Source organism: Nodosilinea sp. E11, from assembly GCF_032813545.1.
Classification (GTDB): Bacteria; Cyanobacteriota; Cyanobacteriia; order Phormidesmidales; family Phormidesmidaceae; genus Nodosilinea.
The window spans coordinates 71,678-86,425 of record NZ_CP136520.1; the positions used below are offsets into that span (position 1 = coordinate 71,678).

The following is a 14,748-nucleotide window of genomic DNA, read 5'->3' on the forward strand; positions in this document are numbered from 1 at the left end:
TCAGATGATGAGGTGCAGGTAACCTGCGGCCTTTTGCTAACTCTGGGCCATAAGCTGGTTAGAAACCAGAACCGGTGAGCACAAACGGTGCCCAGTAGTAGGGATGGCTAAGGTCTCGCTGCCTGGTGCCAGGGGGGAAAACTTCCTCGCCATCAACCGCTCGAACATCAATGCTGCCTTTGAGCTGGCGCGTCGCCGGGGATGATTGGGTGGCAATCAGCGATCGCTGGGCCTGGTTAAGAGCAGTGGCGTAGGGAGTGCCCTCCGCGATCGCTGCGTAGAATGCCGCCATCAGCACCTTTGTGCCAAAATCATCCACCTGCCACAGGGGGGCAACCACGGCGGCGGCTCCAGCATTGTGCATCAGATTGCTAAAGGTAATCACAGCTTGGCCATCGTCGAGGGTATCTCTGATCCCCGTCTCACAAGCACTCAGCACCAGCAGATCGACTTGGCTTAGGGGCCACTGTCGCAGGTCATTAAAAGAACGGCGATCGCCATTGCCAAACAGCAAAAACGATTCCTCGGGGCGATCGGCAAACACCCATGTATTGGCAGCCAGATGCACAACGGTATGATTGCCCAGTTCAGGCAGCAGCGCCTCTGGAGAAAAGGCCTCGTCTAGGAGCACAGTGGTGTTGGCGAAGCGAGCCGCGATCGCCTCGACTTCGTCTCTGGCAAAGGGAAACCCCTGGAGCTGTAGCGGTTGCCCTTCTCCTACGGCAATCTCAAACGACCCTGCCGTATGAGCCGCTGCTAGAATTTGGGGCGGTTGTCGGTCAGGGCGACTAGCAACGTCCATGGCGGCAGCGGTGAAGCTGTTGACGGCGTACCGTTCTGCCAACCACTGATCGCCCGTGTGGAGGGCCGCCAGGGGAACGTAGTGCAACATGCCGTCGGGCACGTACAGAATGGTCTCGACTCCCGCCGCTGCCAACTCAGCCTGAATTGGTTCGATCAGCCATTGGTAGAGCTGTTGAGCGGCGGGTTGGGGATCGGTGCCGGGACTGGTCAGCGTCTGGCGAAAGTCTAGAATGGTCTGTCGCAGTTCCGTTTCGCCGACGGGGATGGTGTAGCGCTGGGGAGCACCGTCCTTGGTGGTCAGGGATAGCTCCATGCGATCGCCATACACCTGCGGGGCCAAAATCACCGCTGTTTCTAACTCGGGTAGCAGGCTCTGGAGGCGGGCCATTCGGGGGGGGGTGGCCGGGGTCTCAGAGAGGCTGGAATTGCTGTGAATGCTCTGGGCGGGGGCGATCGCCTGACTAGGAAGCGCGGGCAGCAGACTCCACCCCAAGGGAAAAGCAGCCAGGGTGAGGGAGCAGGCGGCGAAGCGCAGCCACTGCCGGGGCTGAGGGGTGCGGGTCAGGTGCATAGGGTTTTCTCCGGGTTTGATGAATATGAATTGGGGTTATGTAGCTCCCTCGGTAGGGCTAGCTAATGCTCGGTGCTATGGAAGCGACTAGTGCTCAAGATAGCGAGATGCCGTAGGTAGTTTGCAGGCGATCGCCCATGGCCTCTTTTCTACCGTAGAGGTCGTTAAACGTTTGGAGCAAGCCCTGGCTGCGGGCCTCATAGTCGGCTTGCAGCTGGTTAAAGTCTTCGCTGACCCCTACTGCCGAGACAAAACCGCCCAGCAGGCCGCCAACAATGCAGTTGCGCAACGGGTTTTCGTCCCCCGCCATGCGGCCCACATCGCAGCCGGTTTTGCTGGCCTTGACGACTCCAGCATCCAGCTCTTGCATACGGGTGGTGTAGTGGGTCTTGATCTGGTGGGCCTCCAGGGCGGTACTGCGAAAGTCGTTGATCAGGGTGGCCAGTTCGGGGTCGATCTGGTTTAGGGGAATGGTGCCAAGATCGTTGGCCAGGGTGCCAAAGATCTGCGCTGGGGTTTGGGCATTGTTGCTGTGGGCCGAGATGGCAGTATCGAGGGCCTGGTTGAACCGTCGCCAGGCTTCAGCGGTTTGGTTGACCAGGTCTGCTTGCTGGCGCTGCTGTTCCTGCTCTTGGCTTAAAGCCTCCAGGCGAGCCACCTCTTGCTGAGCGGCGGCTCGCTCTTGTTCTAGCTGTTGTTGCCGTAGGGCTTCGGCCCTAGCTTCTTCCTGGCGCTGGGCTTCGATCTCGGCCAGCTGTTGGTTGGTTTGGTCGGTGTGGTGCCACAGGGCCAGGCTGGGGATGCCAGCGGCGATCGCAACGGTGGCGGCCAGGGTCAGTAGGGTGGCTTTTTTCATAATCAATTTCACCAATGCTCTAGGGTGGAGTTTTTGGATGGCGTTGGGTCTCCTCAGCCTTTAGCCCTGGCCCCTGGACGGCTTGTCCTGAGCCTGTCAACGGGAGTTGTTGGCGACGTCTCTTTGGAAAAGAAAGGGGCCAGAAAGGAATCGAGGGTTCTAGTTCCGAGCGGTAACGAGCAGGCGGTAGTTGCCTGCGGGCTGCGGGCTGGGGGAAGTGACACCAACCAGATAAGGGCCGTCGGTGGGAAGCGTAATTTGCAGGCTAGAGTTGTTGCTGGTGGGGTCAGATTGGATATCGATGACTTCGGTGGTGTTGGCGTCAATGAGCGCGACGACGGTGTTGAAGTCTTGGCTGGTGAGCGAAATGGTAATGGACTGCCCGCTGCGGCCCCAGAAGGAATGCAGCGCCATGCGCATGGTGCGACCGCTGGAGAGGGTCTTTTCGTGTTCGGGGCCAATTTGGCCGCTAACGTTGATGAGGGAAGAGGTGGCAATAGCCTCGGCGGTTTCAAGGGTGACGGTGCCACTGGGTAGGGTTTGCAGACTAATGGGGGCGGCTAGGGTGACGAATAGGGTAGCGAAGGATAGGCCCAGGGCGCTAAAACGGTTCATGGCAGGTTTCCTCATTGGATAGGTGTTGATTGCGGTCGAGGGTACCTACTCCTGGGCGATCGGAACTTATTCACTTCAGGTCGATTTTGATGACTTAATTTGATGCTTTAGCGCGAGAGCTAGCGTGACAGAGCCAGAAACTCAATTTCTTTTTCTAGGGTGATCTAGGCGGCTGGAATACTGGACCCAGCCAATACTCTTGCCGAGGAAACGTCATCACCTGATACAGAAGTCGCTGCCCGCTGCGCCGCAGCCGATCGCCTCTTTCAACAAGGTAACCAGCAGTTCCAATTTGGTCGAGCAGGCGTGGTGATTGAGGCGTTGACAGAGGCCATGGTTTCGTTGCATAAATTAGCAGAAAATGATACTACGCTAAGCTTTTTCATGGAAATTTTTCATTGCACAGCCTTTTTTGCGTGATGATTGAAGGAGTTGGGTACAATGAGCAACCTTGATCATCATTTCGACCACTCAGACTAAGCAAGTATAGGCCCCAGAGAACTTTAACCCTTGCGGCTCATGGTCTTGGGGCTCAATAGTCCGGGTAAACTATCTATGATTGATCGTAGGTAGCCAAAACGACGACAGAAGCCCAAGAAACAAATATCCAAAGATAAGTCACGGTAGCCATGTCTCCATTAATCCATATAATTTACAGCAGCGCTGCAACTCGGCCTTTTCAAGATGATGAACTAGTAGAACTACTAGCAAATTCACGAGCCAAAAATGCTCAGCTTGGCATCACAGGCATGCTCCTTTATGACAATGGCAGTTTCTTTCAAGTTCTTGAAGGTGCTCCCGAAGCGGTCGATCAGTTGTATCAGACTATCGCTCAAGATGAGAGGCATACTAAAGCCGTTGTGATCATTCGCGAACCGATTCCAAAGCGCTCTTTTGGTGAATGGACTATGGGGTTCTCAACAATCAGCTCGCAGGAACTAGATCAAATTATTGGGTTGAATGATTTTTTCGCCACAGGCTCAAGTTTTACCCAAATTAATTCAGGACGAGCAAGGAAATTGCTAGCCGCGTTTCGTGAAGGACGCTGGCGGTCTAAAGTCAAGCACACCTCACTTCCAGCAGGCAGGGGTAATCCAGATTTAGGAACGATGCAACCAGCCACGATGCAAACGACCAAAGTTTCATTTGCATTTCAGCCAATCATTGATGTTAGTCTATCAAACGTTGTGGCATATGAGGCCTTAATTTGTGGGGCAAATAACGAAGAATTCCTAAAAATATCACCACAGATAAGCGAACGAGAATGGTCGCACTTTGACACAAACTGCCGCGCAATTGCAGTTAGTATGGCAGCCAAATTAGGGCTGCCATGTGATCTTCATCTCAACTTTCTAGCTCGCCACGTCGATGATGCACGCTCGGCTATTCAATCTACATTGGAATCTGCTGAGAAAAATGGAATTGACCCAAGTCGCATCATTCTCGAGATCGATCAAGATAAGCTAATTGGCGATTCCGAGAAATTTGCCAGAATTATTGAAGATTACCGCAGTGCTGGACTAAGAATTGCGATTGACCATTTTGGAGCTGGACGTGCAGGGTTGAATTTGTTAGAACCCTTGCGTCCAGAGATGATTTGCCTGAACGAGCAGCTCGTCCGTGGCATTGATACGAATGGTCCAAGACAAGCCATTGTTCGTGGAATTTATCAAACTTGTAATGATTTAGGCATTGATCTAATCGCAAAGCAAGTTGAAACTTATGACGAATATAAATGGTTTTGTGAAGAGGAGATCAGCCTCATCCAGGGCAGTCTCATTGCCAAGCCAGAGTTTGAGAAGCTGCCCTCTGCCACCTATCTCTAGAATTTTTCTATGGAACCAGTTCTACCTCAATTTTCATTCGCATTTCAACCAATTATCAATGTTGATACAGCTTCAATTGTTGCATTTGAAGCCTTAGTTCGGGGTATTGACAATAGCCCAGCTTTGAATATTTTTCAACAGGTGCACGAAGGAAACAAATACTGCTTTGATGAAATCCTTCGCCTAAAAGCGATTCCTTTGGCTGCACGTCTTGGGATTGGCTGCAATCTCAATCTCAATCTTTTGCCGCGCAGTTTAGAGGTATCTAAGTCAGCAATCTCCTCAACTCTTGAGATGGCTGCTTACTCAGGTATTCCTATTAATCAAATCACAATCGAAATAACCGAGTCTGAAATTATTAATAATATTGGATGGTTTATTGAGGCTGTTAATGCTCATCGAAGTTCTGGTGTCAGCGTTGCCATTGATGATTTTGGTGCTGGCTACTCTGGGCTGAATTTGCTAGCTGAATTTCAACCTGACAGTATCAAAATTGATATGTCACTGATACGAGATATTCACACTCACGGGCCTCGTCAGGCGATTGTTCGTGGGATTGTTCGCACCTGTCAAGATCTTGGAATCGACATCATTGCTGAAGGGGTTGAAAACAACGAAGAATATCAGTGGTGTCACGAAGAGGGGATCAACCTATTTCAAGGATATTTTTTTGGGAAGCCAGGTTTTGAGCAATTGCCACTTGCGTTCTTTCCTAACTATAGCGATTAGTTTCTCCTGTAGTTTGCCACCGTTGTTCAACAATCATCTAACGTCGCTGCATATTGTCGTCATACTACTAACCTCCTAATGTGACATCCTCTCCGTGCCTTCAGGTCGGCGAGGATGCCAACAACCGCCCCTTCTCCGGCGGGCTATCGATGCTAGCCGCCGTTACCGAGGGGCAGTTTTCCATTCCCACCCGCACCCGTACTCTACTGTTTGACGGCCTCACCTACGCCGGGCGCGAGGTCGAAAACATTGCCTGTCTGGTGCCCGGTACCGACCAGCGGCTGAATAAAGCCTTTGACCAGTCCCTGGTGCTGGACATGAACAACTACAACATTATCCACCTGGCCACCCACGCCAGCTTTAACCCTGGCCCATCGGGGACTCGTTTATTCTGTTTGGCGATGGCAGCCACGTCACCCTACAGGATGTGAGCCGCTGGAACTTTCCCAACGTAGATTTGGTGGTGCTGAGCGCCTGCGAAACGGCGGTGGGAGATATCATCGACGGCAATGGGGCCGAAATTTTGGGCCTGGGCTACCGGATGAAGCGGGCGGGGACCGACGCGGCGATCGCCTCCCTGTGGATCGTCAGCGACGGCGGCACCCAGATGCTGATGGATGCCTTCTACGCCAACCTCAGCCAGGGGCTGAGCAAAACCGAGGCCCTGCAACAGGCCCAAATCGCCCTGATCGAGGGCGACTTTACGGCGTCGGGGGTCGATCGCAGAGCGGGTATTGACGTTATCAGCAGCCGGACGGGGCTGCCCCTGGCGGTGGCCGACAGCCTCAGCCATCCCTACTACTGGGCACCGTTTATTTTGATCGGCAATGGGCTGTAGCCCGGTCTAGCCGTGAAGTCATCCCAAAGCTTTGATTGGAAGATTCCATAAAAGTGAATAAGTTTTTGGGAGTCAGACAGATAGGCTAATGTCACCCCAGCCCTGGTTTCCATACCTGTGTTCCCGCTTCACGATATTCATAATTAATAGTGTTGTCCTATGCCTTACCTCAACCGTCGCCATTTTCTTCAGGCTGCCGGATCTGCTTTAGCGGCTATCGGCCTTAGCCAAGCTGACTTTTTGCGCCAGGCCAATCAGTACGGTCAGGTTTTAGCCCAGGGCACTCCTCGAAAGTTAGCCCTGCTAGTGGGAATTAACGCCTATCCCCCCGGAGTGTCGCCCCTGCGAGGCTGCGTCACCGATGTGCAGATGCAGAAAGAACTGCTAGTGCATCGGTTTGGCTTTGCCCCCAGCGATATTCTCACCCTCACCGATGAAAACGCCACCCGCCAAAACCTGCTCGACGCCTTTGAAAACCATTTAATGCAGGCACAGCCAGGGGATGTGGTGGTGTTTCATTTTTCGGGCCATGGCTCTCTGGTGCGCGATCCTGACCCGATTCTCTTGCCCCGTATCGATCGCTACGATCGCGTTCAAGGCTATAACGGCACCATGCTCCCCTACGATGCCCGCCAGGGCATACAGGGCACCGAGGTCAACGACATCATGGGCAAAACCCTGTTTTTGCTGATGTCAGCTTTGAAAACAGACCAGGTGACGGTGATGTTGGACAGTTGCCACTCTGGCGGCGGCACTCGGGGTGACTTGCGCTTTCGGGCGGTAGAGTCGCGGTTAGAACTAGGCGAAGCTGGCCCCAGTCAGACTGAAAAAGACACCCATACCTACTGGCTAGAGCAACTGGGCTGGTCTACCGAAGAACTCAAAGCACGACGCACAGCAGGGATTGCCAAGGGAGTAGCCCTGGGGTCGGCCCAGGCCAACCAACTGGCTGCCGATGCCACCTTTGGCCGGGTAGGGCCAGGACAATTTCACGCCGGGGCTTTTACCTATGCCCTAACCCGCTATCTGTGGCAGCAGCCCGGCAGCCTGCCCCTAGAGCGAGTGTTTGTTGACCTAGCCCGCTCTACCCGCGATGTGGCCCGCAGTGCTCGCTTAGACCAGGCCCCCGTTTTCATGACAGCGCCCGACAGCAGCCATGGCCAGCAGCCTTTGTTTTTCCTGGCTCCTAAAACCCCAGCGGCAGAGGCGGTGGTACTCGGTACTAATAATGGCGAGATCCAGTTTTGGCTGGGGGGGGTGTCATCTCAAAGTTTAGATGCCTTTGAAGCGGGGGCAATTTTTACGGCCATTGATGCCCAGGGCAATGAGCTGGGGCAAATCGAGCAAACCCGGCGATCAGGGTTGATGGGCTATGGGGTCTTACAAGGCCAAGGGCGTGCCAACACCCTGACCAGTGCCCTACTGCGCGAGCGGGTGCGGGGGGTGCCTCAAGATTTAACCCTCCGGTTAGGCCTCGATCCGTCCTTGGGAAATGATGCAGCGGCAATGAGAGCGAGCCTCAACCCGATCAGGCGGGTAGAGCCGGTGGCTGTCAATGGAGAAGAGAGCCCCAACTTCTTAATTGGCCGCATGACCGAAGCGGGGCTAGCCCTAGCCGCTACCGAGCAGGTACAAAATGTTGGGGCTCTAGGCACCCTGGGCCTGTTTACCCTAGGGCTAGTGCCCCTGCGCGACAGCTTTGGCTCCCCTGGGGAGGCAGTAGAAACAGCGGTAAATCGCCTGGTGCCTCAGTTTCAGGTGCTGCTAGCGGGACGGATTTTGCGATCAGTGCTCAATAGTGACACGTCTGACCTGAATATGACTGTCGTGGTGCAGCCCATGGAAGGCGATGCCGTTGGCCGAGGCGGCAGCCGGGGCGGTCGCAGCACAGAGACTATTGCCCAACGCCTAGATGAGACCATTACCCCGCTTAAGTCAGGGGCTGAGATCACCATCACCGTCACCAACTACGAAGACCGTCGCATTTATGTAGGGGTCTTGGGTATTGGCAGCACGGGACGGATTACAGTGCTCCACCCAACCGACTGGTCTGCTCCTGAGGATGCCGCGCTGCTGGAGCCGGGGCAGTCTCTGACCGCCCCAGAACACCGCTTGGCCCGCAGCCCTGGCCGCGATTATTGTGCAGATCCCAGCGATGACTTTCACCTCTGCCTGCGCGGTTCGGGCTATGTGGAGATGCTCACCATTGCCAGTACCGAGCCTTTGAGAGATGTGCTGCGGTCCATTCAAGATATTGCCGGTGAAACACGGGCTACTCGGGGTCAACCGATGAGCCTGCGGGAGACGGATACGCTGAATTTTGTGGAGAACCTGCTGGGGGATATTGACCGCAGTACCCGAGGCGATTTTGAGGTGCGCGGTGGGGTACAAGCGGTAGATGTGACCAAAATGGCAGCTATCTCGACCATGATTCAAATCGTAGAGAACTAGCTCTGTACCGGTATAGCAGTAGTTCTTGTAGATTGGGTAAAGCGGAGCAAAACCCAACAGCGGTAAGCCTTGTTGGGTTCTGCGATCGCGCCACTCAGCCTACAAACCTGGCAAGGGTGACGGAAGCATGGTGAGTGAGGTTTCTTGCTGAGGGGACGTTTGAAAAGTCCTGTTTCTTGTAGCCAAAGTGAAGATCCCCCTAAGTCCCCCTTAGAAAAGGGGACTTTGAAGCGGACTCAGACCCCCCTTTTTAAGGGGGCAGGGGGGATCGACAGGTGACTAAAGCTACAGCGAATCACTTTTCAAACACTCTCTAGGGGAGAGCGGACTTAGCGGAAGTGCCATGACTTACACAATCACTTTATTTTTTAGGTATCCCATGCGTGTCTTCGTCATTAATCTCGTCCATGCAGGCGCGATCGCACTCCTCAGTCCGTTGCTCCCCTGGGGAGTTTTGCCTGCTCAATCTGCGCCTGCGATCGCCCAAGCAGATCCGGCTGCTCAACTGGCAGAGGGCGATCGGCTGAGCGAATTAGGCGATCAGCAATATCAGATGAGCCAATTCACAGAGGCAATTCAATTTTGGCAGCAAGCCTTGAGACTTTACCAAGACTCTGAAGTGCGCTCCACGTTCTTCCAAGAAAGTTTGCAAAAGGAAGGAATTATCCTAAGAAATTTGGCTATTGCTTACAGAAGAATAGGCCTACACCAAGAAGCAGTCAACTTTGAAGAACAAAGACTAATCATTGCTCGCGAGACTGAAGATTCCAGAAGCCAAGCTAGTGCACTCAACAACCTAGGCACATACCACGCTAGCTCTAGACAATATGAACAGGCAATAAATTTCTTTAGGGAATGTCTTAGTGTCGCCCGCGATTTCGGCTATCAAGATCTTGAAATAACTACATTAGGGAACATAGGACTTTCGTATATCAGTCTAGATCAGTATCCTGAAGCAGGTGAATTTTACTCTCAACAGCTTGTCGTTTCACGGGAGGCCGGAAATAGAGAATCAGAAGCAACTGCATTAGGTGGCCTAGGGATTGTTGCCCTCAGCCTAGGACATTATCACCAAGCTACCGAATTATATCAGCAAAGTTTAGTAGTTGCTCGCGAGACTGGGGATAAGCAGGCAGAAGGAAGAGCCTTAGGCAACCTAGCCAATTCTTATTCTAGCTTGGGACAATACCAAACAGCAATTGGTCTATACGAACAGCGCATTAATATTGCTCGCGAATTTGAAGATCGCCAAGGTGAAGGCAATGGTTTAGGCAACCTGGCTATTATTTATCGCAACTTAGAGCAGTACCAAGTAGCCATTGATTTATATGAACAGCAACTTGCGATTGCCCGTGAACTTGGAGATAAACAGAATGAAGGCATCTCGCTAGGTGGGCTAGGAAATACTTACATTAGCTTAGGACAATATCAGAAAGCCATCCATTTTTCTGGCCAACATCTTGCAATAGCCCAAGAAATTGGTGATCAAAGAGGACAATCAATTGCGTTAAACAGTTTAGGCCTTGCTTACTTTTTTTTAGGTGGATACGAAGAGTCTGCTGATTTTCACAGACAGAGCATTGCTCTTGCACAAGAGATTGGCACGCAAGGAGATGTAGGAAGTGGACTGAACAATCTTGCATTGAGCTATCATGAATCAGGGCTATTTTCGTTGGCAATAGATGCTTTGAAGATGGCTATCGATGTTTTTGAATCTATGCAAATTGAGAGTCTTCCTGATGCCAGCAAGATTTCTTTTTTTGATACTTACCTTCGAGCCTATCAAAATCTGCAAATATCACTCATTGCTCAAAATAACACCGAACAAGCTCTCGTCTTTTCTGAAAGAGGCAGAAGTAGAGCGCTTGCTGATTTATTAGCAATACGTGTTTCCGGTAATAGTGATTCAGATGCGCCGTTACTTAACTCGGTAGAGGCTCTTTCATTGGCAGGCATCCAACGGGTTGCCAGAGAGCAGCAGGCTACTCTGGTTCAATACTCCGCTGTCTCTAGCCAAGAGCTTTTTATCTGGGTCATCCAACCTACTGGAGAGATCGCCTTTCAGGCTGTTGACCTAGCTGGGCAAGATCTGCCTGAGTTGGTTAGCTTAGTGCGCGAAACCCTTGGGGTGCGGGGCAGCGATCGCGGCGACATTTTCATTGCCCACAGTTCTGAAGCATCCGAGCAGCAGCAAGCCGAGCGGCAGCAGCGGCTTCAGCAGCTGCACCAGCTTTTAATCGCCCCGATCGCTTCACACCTCCCCACCGATCCAACCCAGCGAGTGGTGATCATCCCCCACCAAGACCTCTTTCTGGTGCCCTTTGCCGCCCTAGTTAACGCCGACGGTCAATACCTGATCGAAAACCATACCCTGCTCACCGCCCCCTCCATTCAAGTGCTAGATTTAACCCATCAACAGCGCCTTGCCACTGGCCCATCGACCCTGCAAGGTAGTGAAATGCTGATTGTGGGCAACCCCACCATGCCCAGCGTGTGGAATCCTCTGAGCAATCAAGTGACGCAACTTAGCCCCCTCAAAGGGGCTGAAAACGAAGCCATTGCCATCGCCAATGACTTTGGCACCGAAGCGCTCCTAGGCGATCGGGCCACCAAAGCGGCGGTTGTGCAACATATGCCCCAGGCCCGCATTATTCATTTCGCCACCCATGGCCTGCTGGAATATGGCACCCCCGAAGACTCTGGCGTCTTAGATGTTCCCGGAGCCATTGCGCTAGCCCCCAACGGCGACGATGCGGGGCTGCTGACCTCGGCAGAAATTTTGCAGTTGAACTTGACCGCCGACCTAGTCGTGCTCAGCGCCTGCGACACCGGGCGAGGACGGATCACGGGCGATGGTGTGATTGGTCTGTCGCGGGCGTTTACCACCGCTGGTGTGCCCAGTTTGATGGTGTCTCTGTGGGCAGTAGATGATGAGTCAACTGCAGCGCTGATGCAGGCGTTTTATTTTCATTGGCAGCAGACAGGCGACAAAGCCCAGGCTCTAAGGCAGGCCATGTTGACCACTCTGCAAGACTATCCTGACCCGCGCCTGTGGGCTGCTTTTACCCTAATCGGGGCTGCCGAGTGAGGTTGGCTGCGATCGCCCGTTTCAGCAGCCGTATTTCAAATCTACGAAAACTCCATGAATAAGTTCCCGGTGGTCAGCAATAGTTAATAGTGGCGGGGGAAATCACCCTGCCACCCCGACCGTTACCGTTAACCTGCAAGTTCCAGCAACCCATGGATACTGCTTCACGCTATTGGCAACTGGTGCGCCTGACCAGCTCAGGCGAGTGCCAGGTGCAGGTGCTGCCCCAGGTGCAAACCTGGTTTCAGAGCACCATTGCCGACGCCCCTGAAACTGACTGGCCACGGTTGATCTTCGCTACCTGGTCGTCGGGGCAGACCGAGGCTGAGCTAGCCCAGCTGAGCCTGCGCTGCTTCATTACCCACCAGATTCAGCAGGTGTGCATTAGCCTAGCCCAGCGGTTTGGCCCAGACTACGGCTTTAGCAAAACTGACCTGTTCTATCTCGTGCTCGACGATGATGGGCGGCTAGCCTCCGACTACCGCCCTTTTACCCTAGAGATTTTAGAGACCTACGACCCCACCAAAGCGGCCCTCAGCACCTGGGCCAGTCGGCGCACTAACCACCACCCGGCCCTCAACCGGGTGCTGCTCGAAAAGGGCCTATACCGGGTCAGCGACTGGGCCATTTTGAACGACACCACGCCCGATCAGGTGCAGCGGATTCTGCGTCAGTACCACCTGTGCAGCGAGTACGAAGTTACCCAGGCGGCGGCATTGCTAGATCGCTACCAGCAGATCTATCTGCGCGATCGCATGGCTCAGCGCCTTAACCGCCAGCGTTGCCAAACCCCCACTCCCGAGCAACTGCGGGAGATCGCCCCCCACCTGTCCCCCAAAGACACCCTGGCCCAGCTGCGGCAGCTCGCCGGGCAACTGCGCCAGTACCGGGTGCATGTGCGGGGTGGCCCAGCGGTGGCCTATCAATCGGACAGCGCAGATTGGGAAAAGTTGGCCGATGCCCAGGCCAGCCCGCCGCCGGATACCGGCGATGACCAGGACGAGTTTTTGCAGGCCTATCGCCAGGCCATGGTGCAGGAGCTAGATGGCGCGATCGCCGCCGTCATCCAGGCCAACATTGATCGGTTGCGGGGCCGTAAGCCACCCCAAGATCGGGCCTACGTGCAGGGGTTGCACCTGTTCCACTGCAAAGGGTTACCCATGGGCAAGCTAGCCGCCGACATTGGCCTTAGCTCCCAGGTGCAGGTGAATCGATTGCTCAATCTGAAGCGCCTGCGATCGGATGTGCGCCACCGGCTGCTGCCCCAGCTCTACGAAACCGTGCGCCGCCAAGCCCTTGCCTACGTGTCTGCCGATCGCCTTAAGGCAATTGACCAAGCCCTAGAAACCCTGCTAGCCCAAGAGGTGGACGACATGCTAGCCGCCGCCGCCGCTGAGGCCCAACAGCCCAAGGGCCGCACCGCCAAAAGCCTGTTTGCCCACCAGCTCTGCACTACCATTCACCCCTTTATGCCGGGTACTGAGTCATGATGTTGCTCTCTTTCGCCGCCTACCCATTCCCCCCTCTACGTCCTATGAGCTATTCTGCCGAGTCTGCTGAATTTGAGTTTGAGCCCTGGCGCTCATCGACGGTGACCCTGTCGGCCACCGCCATCGACTGGGCGGTGCAGGTGTGTCAGCAAGAGCCCGATGTGGCCCAGCAGTGGCCGACGTTTCTGCGGGCCATGGCGGTGCAGGGGCTGCAACAGTGGCTAGAGGCCGGGGCTCAAGATATCGCCCTTTACTATGATCGCGTTGGCGAAGCCTCTCCGCAGGAGAATCGCCCCCCCAATCCAGCGGTTACATGCCGGGTCAACGACTTTCGCCTGGCGGTGGTGGCCCAGGGCAGCCTCAGCGATGAGGTGGTGACCATTCCCCAGAGCGCGGTGGACGATGCCAGTAACTTTGCCCACCTCTACGTGTTGGCGGAGGTGCAAGAAGAAGCCGACCAGGTGACCATTTTGGCGGGGCTGCGGCGCGATCGCCTGCTGGCCCATCAGCGCCAGGGAGAATTCGTCGCCCAGGCCGACGGCACCTACCGCGTGCCTGTGCAGTATTTTGATTCCTCTCCCGAAGATATCCTGCTGTATCTGAACTGCCTTGACCCTGAGCAACTGGCAGTGGCCAGTCCTGAAGCCACCAGCGCACCGACCCCGGCCCGGCCCTCTCTTCTGACCCAGCGGGCCGGAGATTTGATCAACGCGGGCCGCTGGCTGCGCGACCAGCTCGACACCGTGGCCGATGGGTTGGCCTGGACGCTGCTGCAGCCCCTGGCCCCAGCCCACGCCATGATGTCGACCAGCACCCCCGCCGAAGAGCTGGAGGCTGTTTTGCGAGATTTAGAACCGGCGGGGGTCTCAATTCCTAGTACGGCGAGGGGAGCCTACACTGACCTCCAGCAGTTTGGCCTACCGTTTCGGCTCTATGCCCTCACCTGGACGATGTTTGAACCTCGCCCGCCAGAATGGTCGTTGTTTCTCTTTTTGGGGCCGGTGCCTGGGGAACAGCTGCCGCCCGGCACCCGGCTGATTGTGCGCGATGCTGAGGCGATTTTGGCGGAGCAAACCCTGAGCCCAGATCTCGATGCTGCCTACCTCTATGCCCAGGTGATTGGCACCTGGGATGAGCAGTTTACTGCCACCATTGAGCTGCCCAACGGCACGACCCTCAATTGGCCGCCGTTTGTGTTTCGGCCCGAGGTTTGAGGATACCTGTCCCCTTTCCCTTATCCCCTTATTGGCAGGAGTATACAAGTCATGCCGACTGAAAGCTACGACGATATTTTGGTGGAAGAGCTGCAAGATGTTGAGGTGGCGGCTGAATACCTCTCGGCGGCGATTGAGGGCGGGAATGTGGCGGAGTTTTTGATGGCTCTGCGCTATGTGACCGATGCCCACGGTGGGGTTGGCATCTTGGCCGAGATTACAGACCTCAATTTTTATCATAGGCGGCCTGGCTAAAGCTAAAGACT

The 14,748-nt window shown here is 54.6% G+C and carries 10 protein-coding genes and 1 pseudogene; 8 read left to right on the forward strand and 3 right to left on the reverse strand.

Features of this window, described 5'->3' with window-relative positions:
* Window positions 1-58: 58 nt before the first annotated feature.
* The 3 genes from RRF56_RS03025 to RRF56_RS03035 form a co-directional block, all read right to left on the reverse strand.
* Window positions 59-1,375, reverse strand: coding sequence for a CHAT domain-containing protein (locus tag RRF56_RS03025; protein ID WP_317036155.1), 1,317 nt, complete (start codon window positions 1,373-1,375; stop codon window positions 59-61).
* Window positions 1,376-1,469: 94 nt separating this feature from the next.
* Window positions 1,470-2,231 carry a hypothetical protein gene (locus RRF56_RS03030; RefSeq protein WP_317036156.1) on the reverse strand — a complete coding sequence of 254 codons (762 nt, stop codon included), beginning with the start codon at window positions 2,229-2,231 and terminating at the stop codon, window positions 1,470-1,472.
* Between the two features lie 159 nt (window positions 2,232-2,390).
* Window positions 2,391-2,846, reverse strand: a complete 456-nt coding sequence (locus tag RRF56_RS03035) for a PPC domain-containing protein (RefSeq protein WP_317036157.1) — start codon at window positions 2,844-2,846, stop codon at window positions 2,391-2,393.
* Between the two features lie 629 nt (window positions 2,847-3,475).
* Here RRF56_RS03035 and RRF56_RS03040 point away from each other — a divergent pair.
* The 8 genes and pseudogenes from RRF56_RS03040 (at window position 3,476) to RRF56_RS03080 (ending at window position 14,737) form a co-directional block, all read left to right on the forward strand.
* The gene (locus RRF56_RS03040) at window positions 3,476-4,672 is read left to right on the forward strand and encodes a diguanylate phosphodiesterase (protein WP_317036158.1); all 1,197 of its coding nucleotides are present in this window, start codon (window positions 3,476-3,478) and stop codon (window positions 4,670-4,672) included.
* Between the two features lie 9 nt (window positions 4,673-4,681).
* A complete protein-coding gene (locus RRF56_RS03045) occupies window positions 4,682-5,401 on the forward strand; it encodes an EAL domain-containing protein (RefSeq protein ID WP_317036159.1) in 720 nt (239 codons plus the stop codon).
* Window positions 5,402-5,550: 149 nt separating this feature from the next.
* A pseudogene (locus RRF56_RS26310) lies at window positions 5,551-6,239 on the forward strand (CHAT domain-containing protein).
* Window positions 6,240-6,398: 159 nt separating this feature from the next.
* A complete protein-coding gene (locus RRF56_RS03060; RefSeq protein WP_317036162.1) occupies window positions 6,399-8,690 on the forward strand; it encodes a caspase family protein in 2,292 nt (763 codons plus the stop codon).
* A 343-nt stretch (window positions 8,691-9,033) separates the two neighbouring features.
* Window positions 9,034-11,778: a CHAT domain-containing tetratricopeptide repeat protein gene (locus RRF56_RS03065; protein ID WP_317036163.1), complete on the forward strand. Its 2,745-nt coding sequence runs from the start codon at window positions 9,034-9,036 to the stop codon at window positions 11,776-11,778.
* Between the two features lie 152 nt (window positions 11,779-11,930).
* On the forward strand, window positions 11,931-13,268 hold the full coding sequence (locus RRF56_RS03070; protein ID WP_317036164.1) for a hypothetical protein: 1,338 nt from the start codon (window positions 11,931-11,933) through the stop codon (window positions 13,266-13,268).
* 44 nt (window positions 13,269-13,312) lie between these two features.
* Window positions 13,313-14,482: a DUF1822 family protein gene (locus tag RRF56_RS03075; RefSeq protein WP_317036165.1), complete on the forward strand. Its 1,170-nt coding sequence runs from the start codon at window positions 13,313-13,315 to the stop codon at window positions 14,480-14,482.
* Between the two features lie 51 nt (window positions 14,483-14,533).
* Window positions 14,534-14,737, forward strand: coding sequence for a hypothetical protein (locus RRF56_RS03080; RefSeq protein WP_317036166.1), 204 nt, complete (start codon window positions 14,534-14,536; stop codon window positions 14,735-14,737).
* Window positions 14,738-14,748 lie beyond the last annotated feature (11 nt).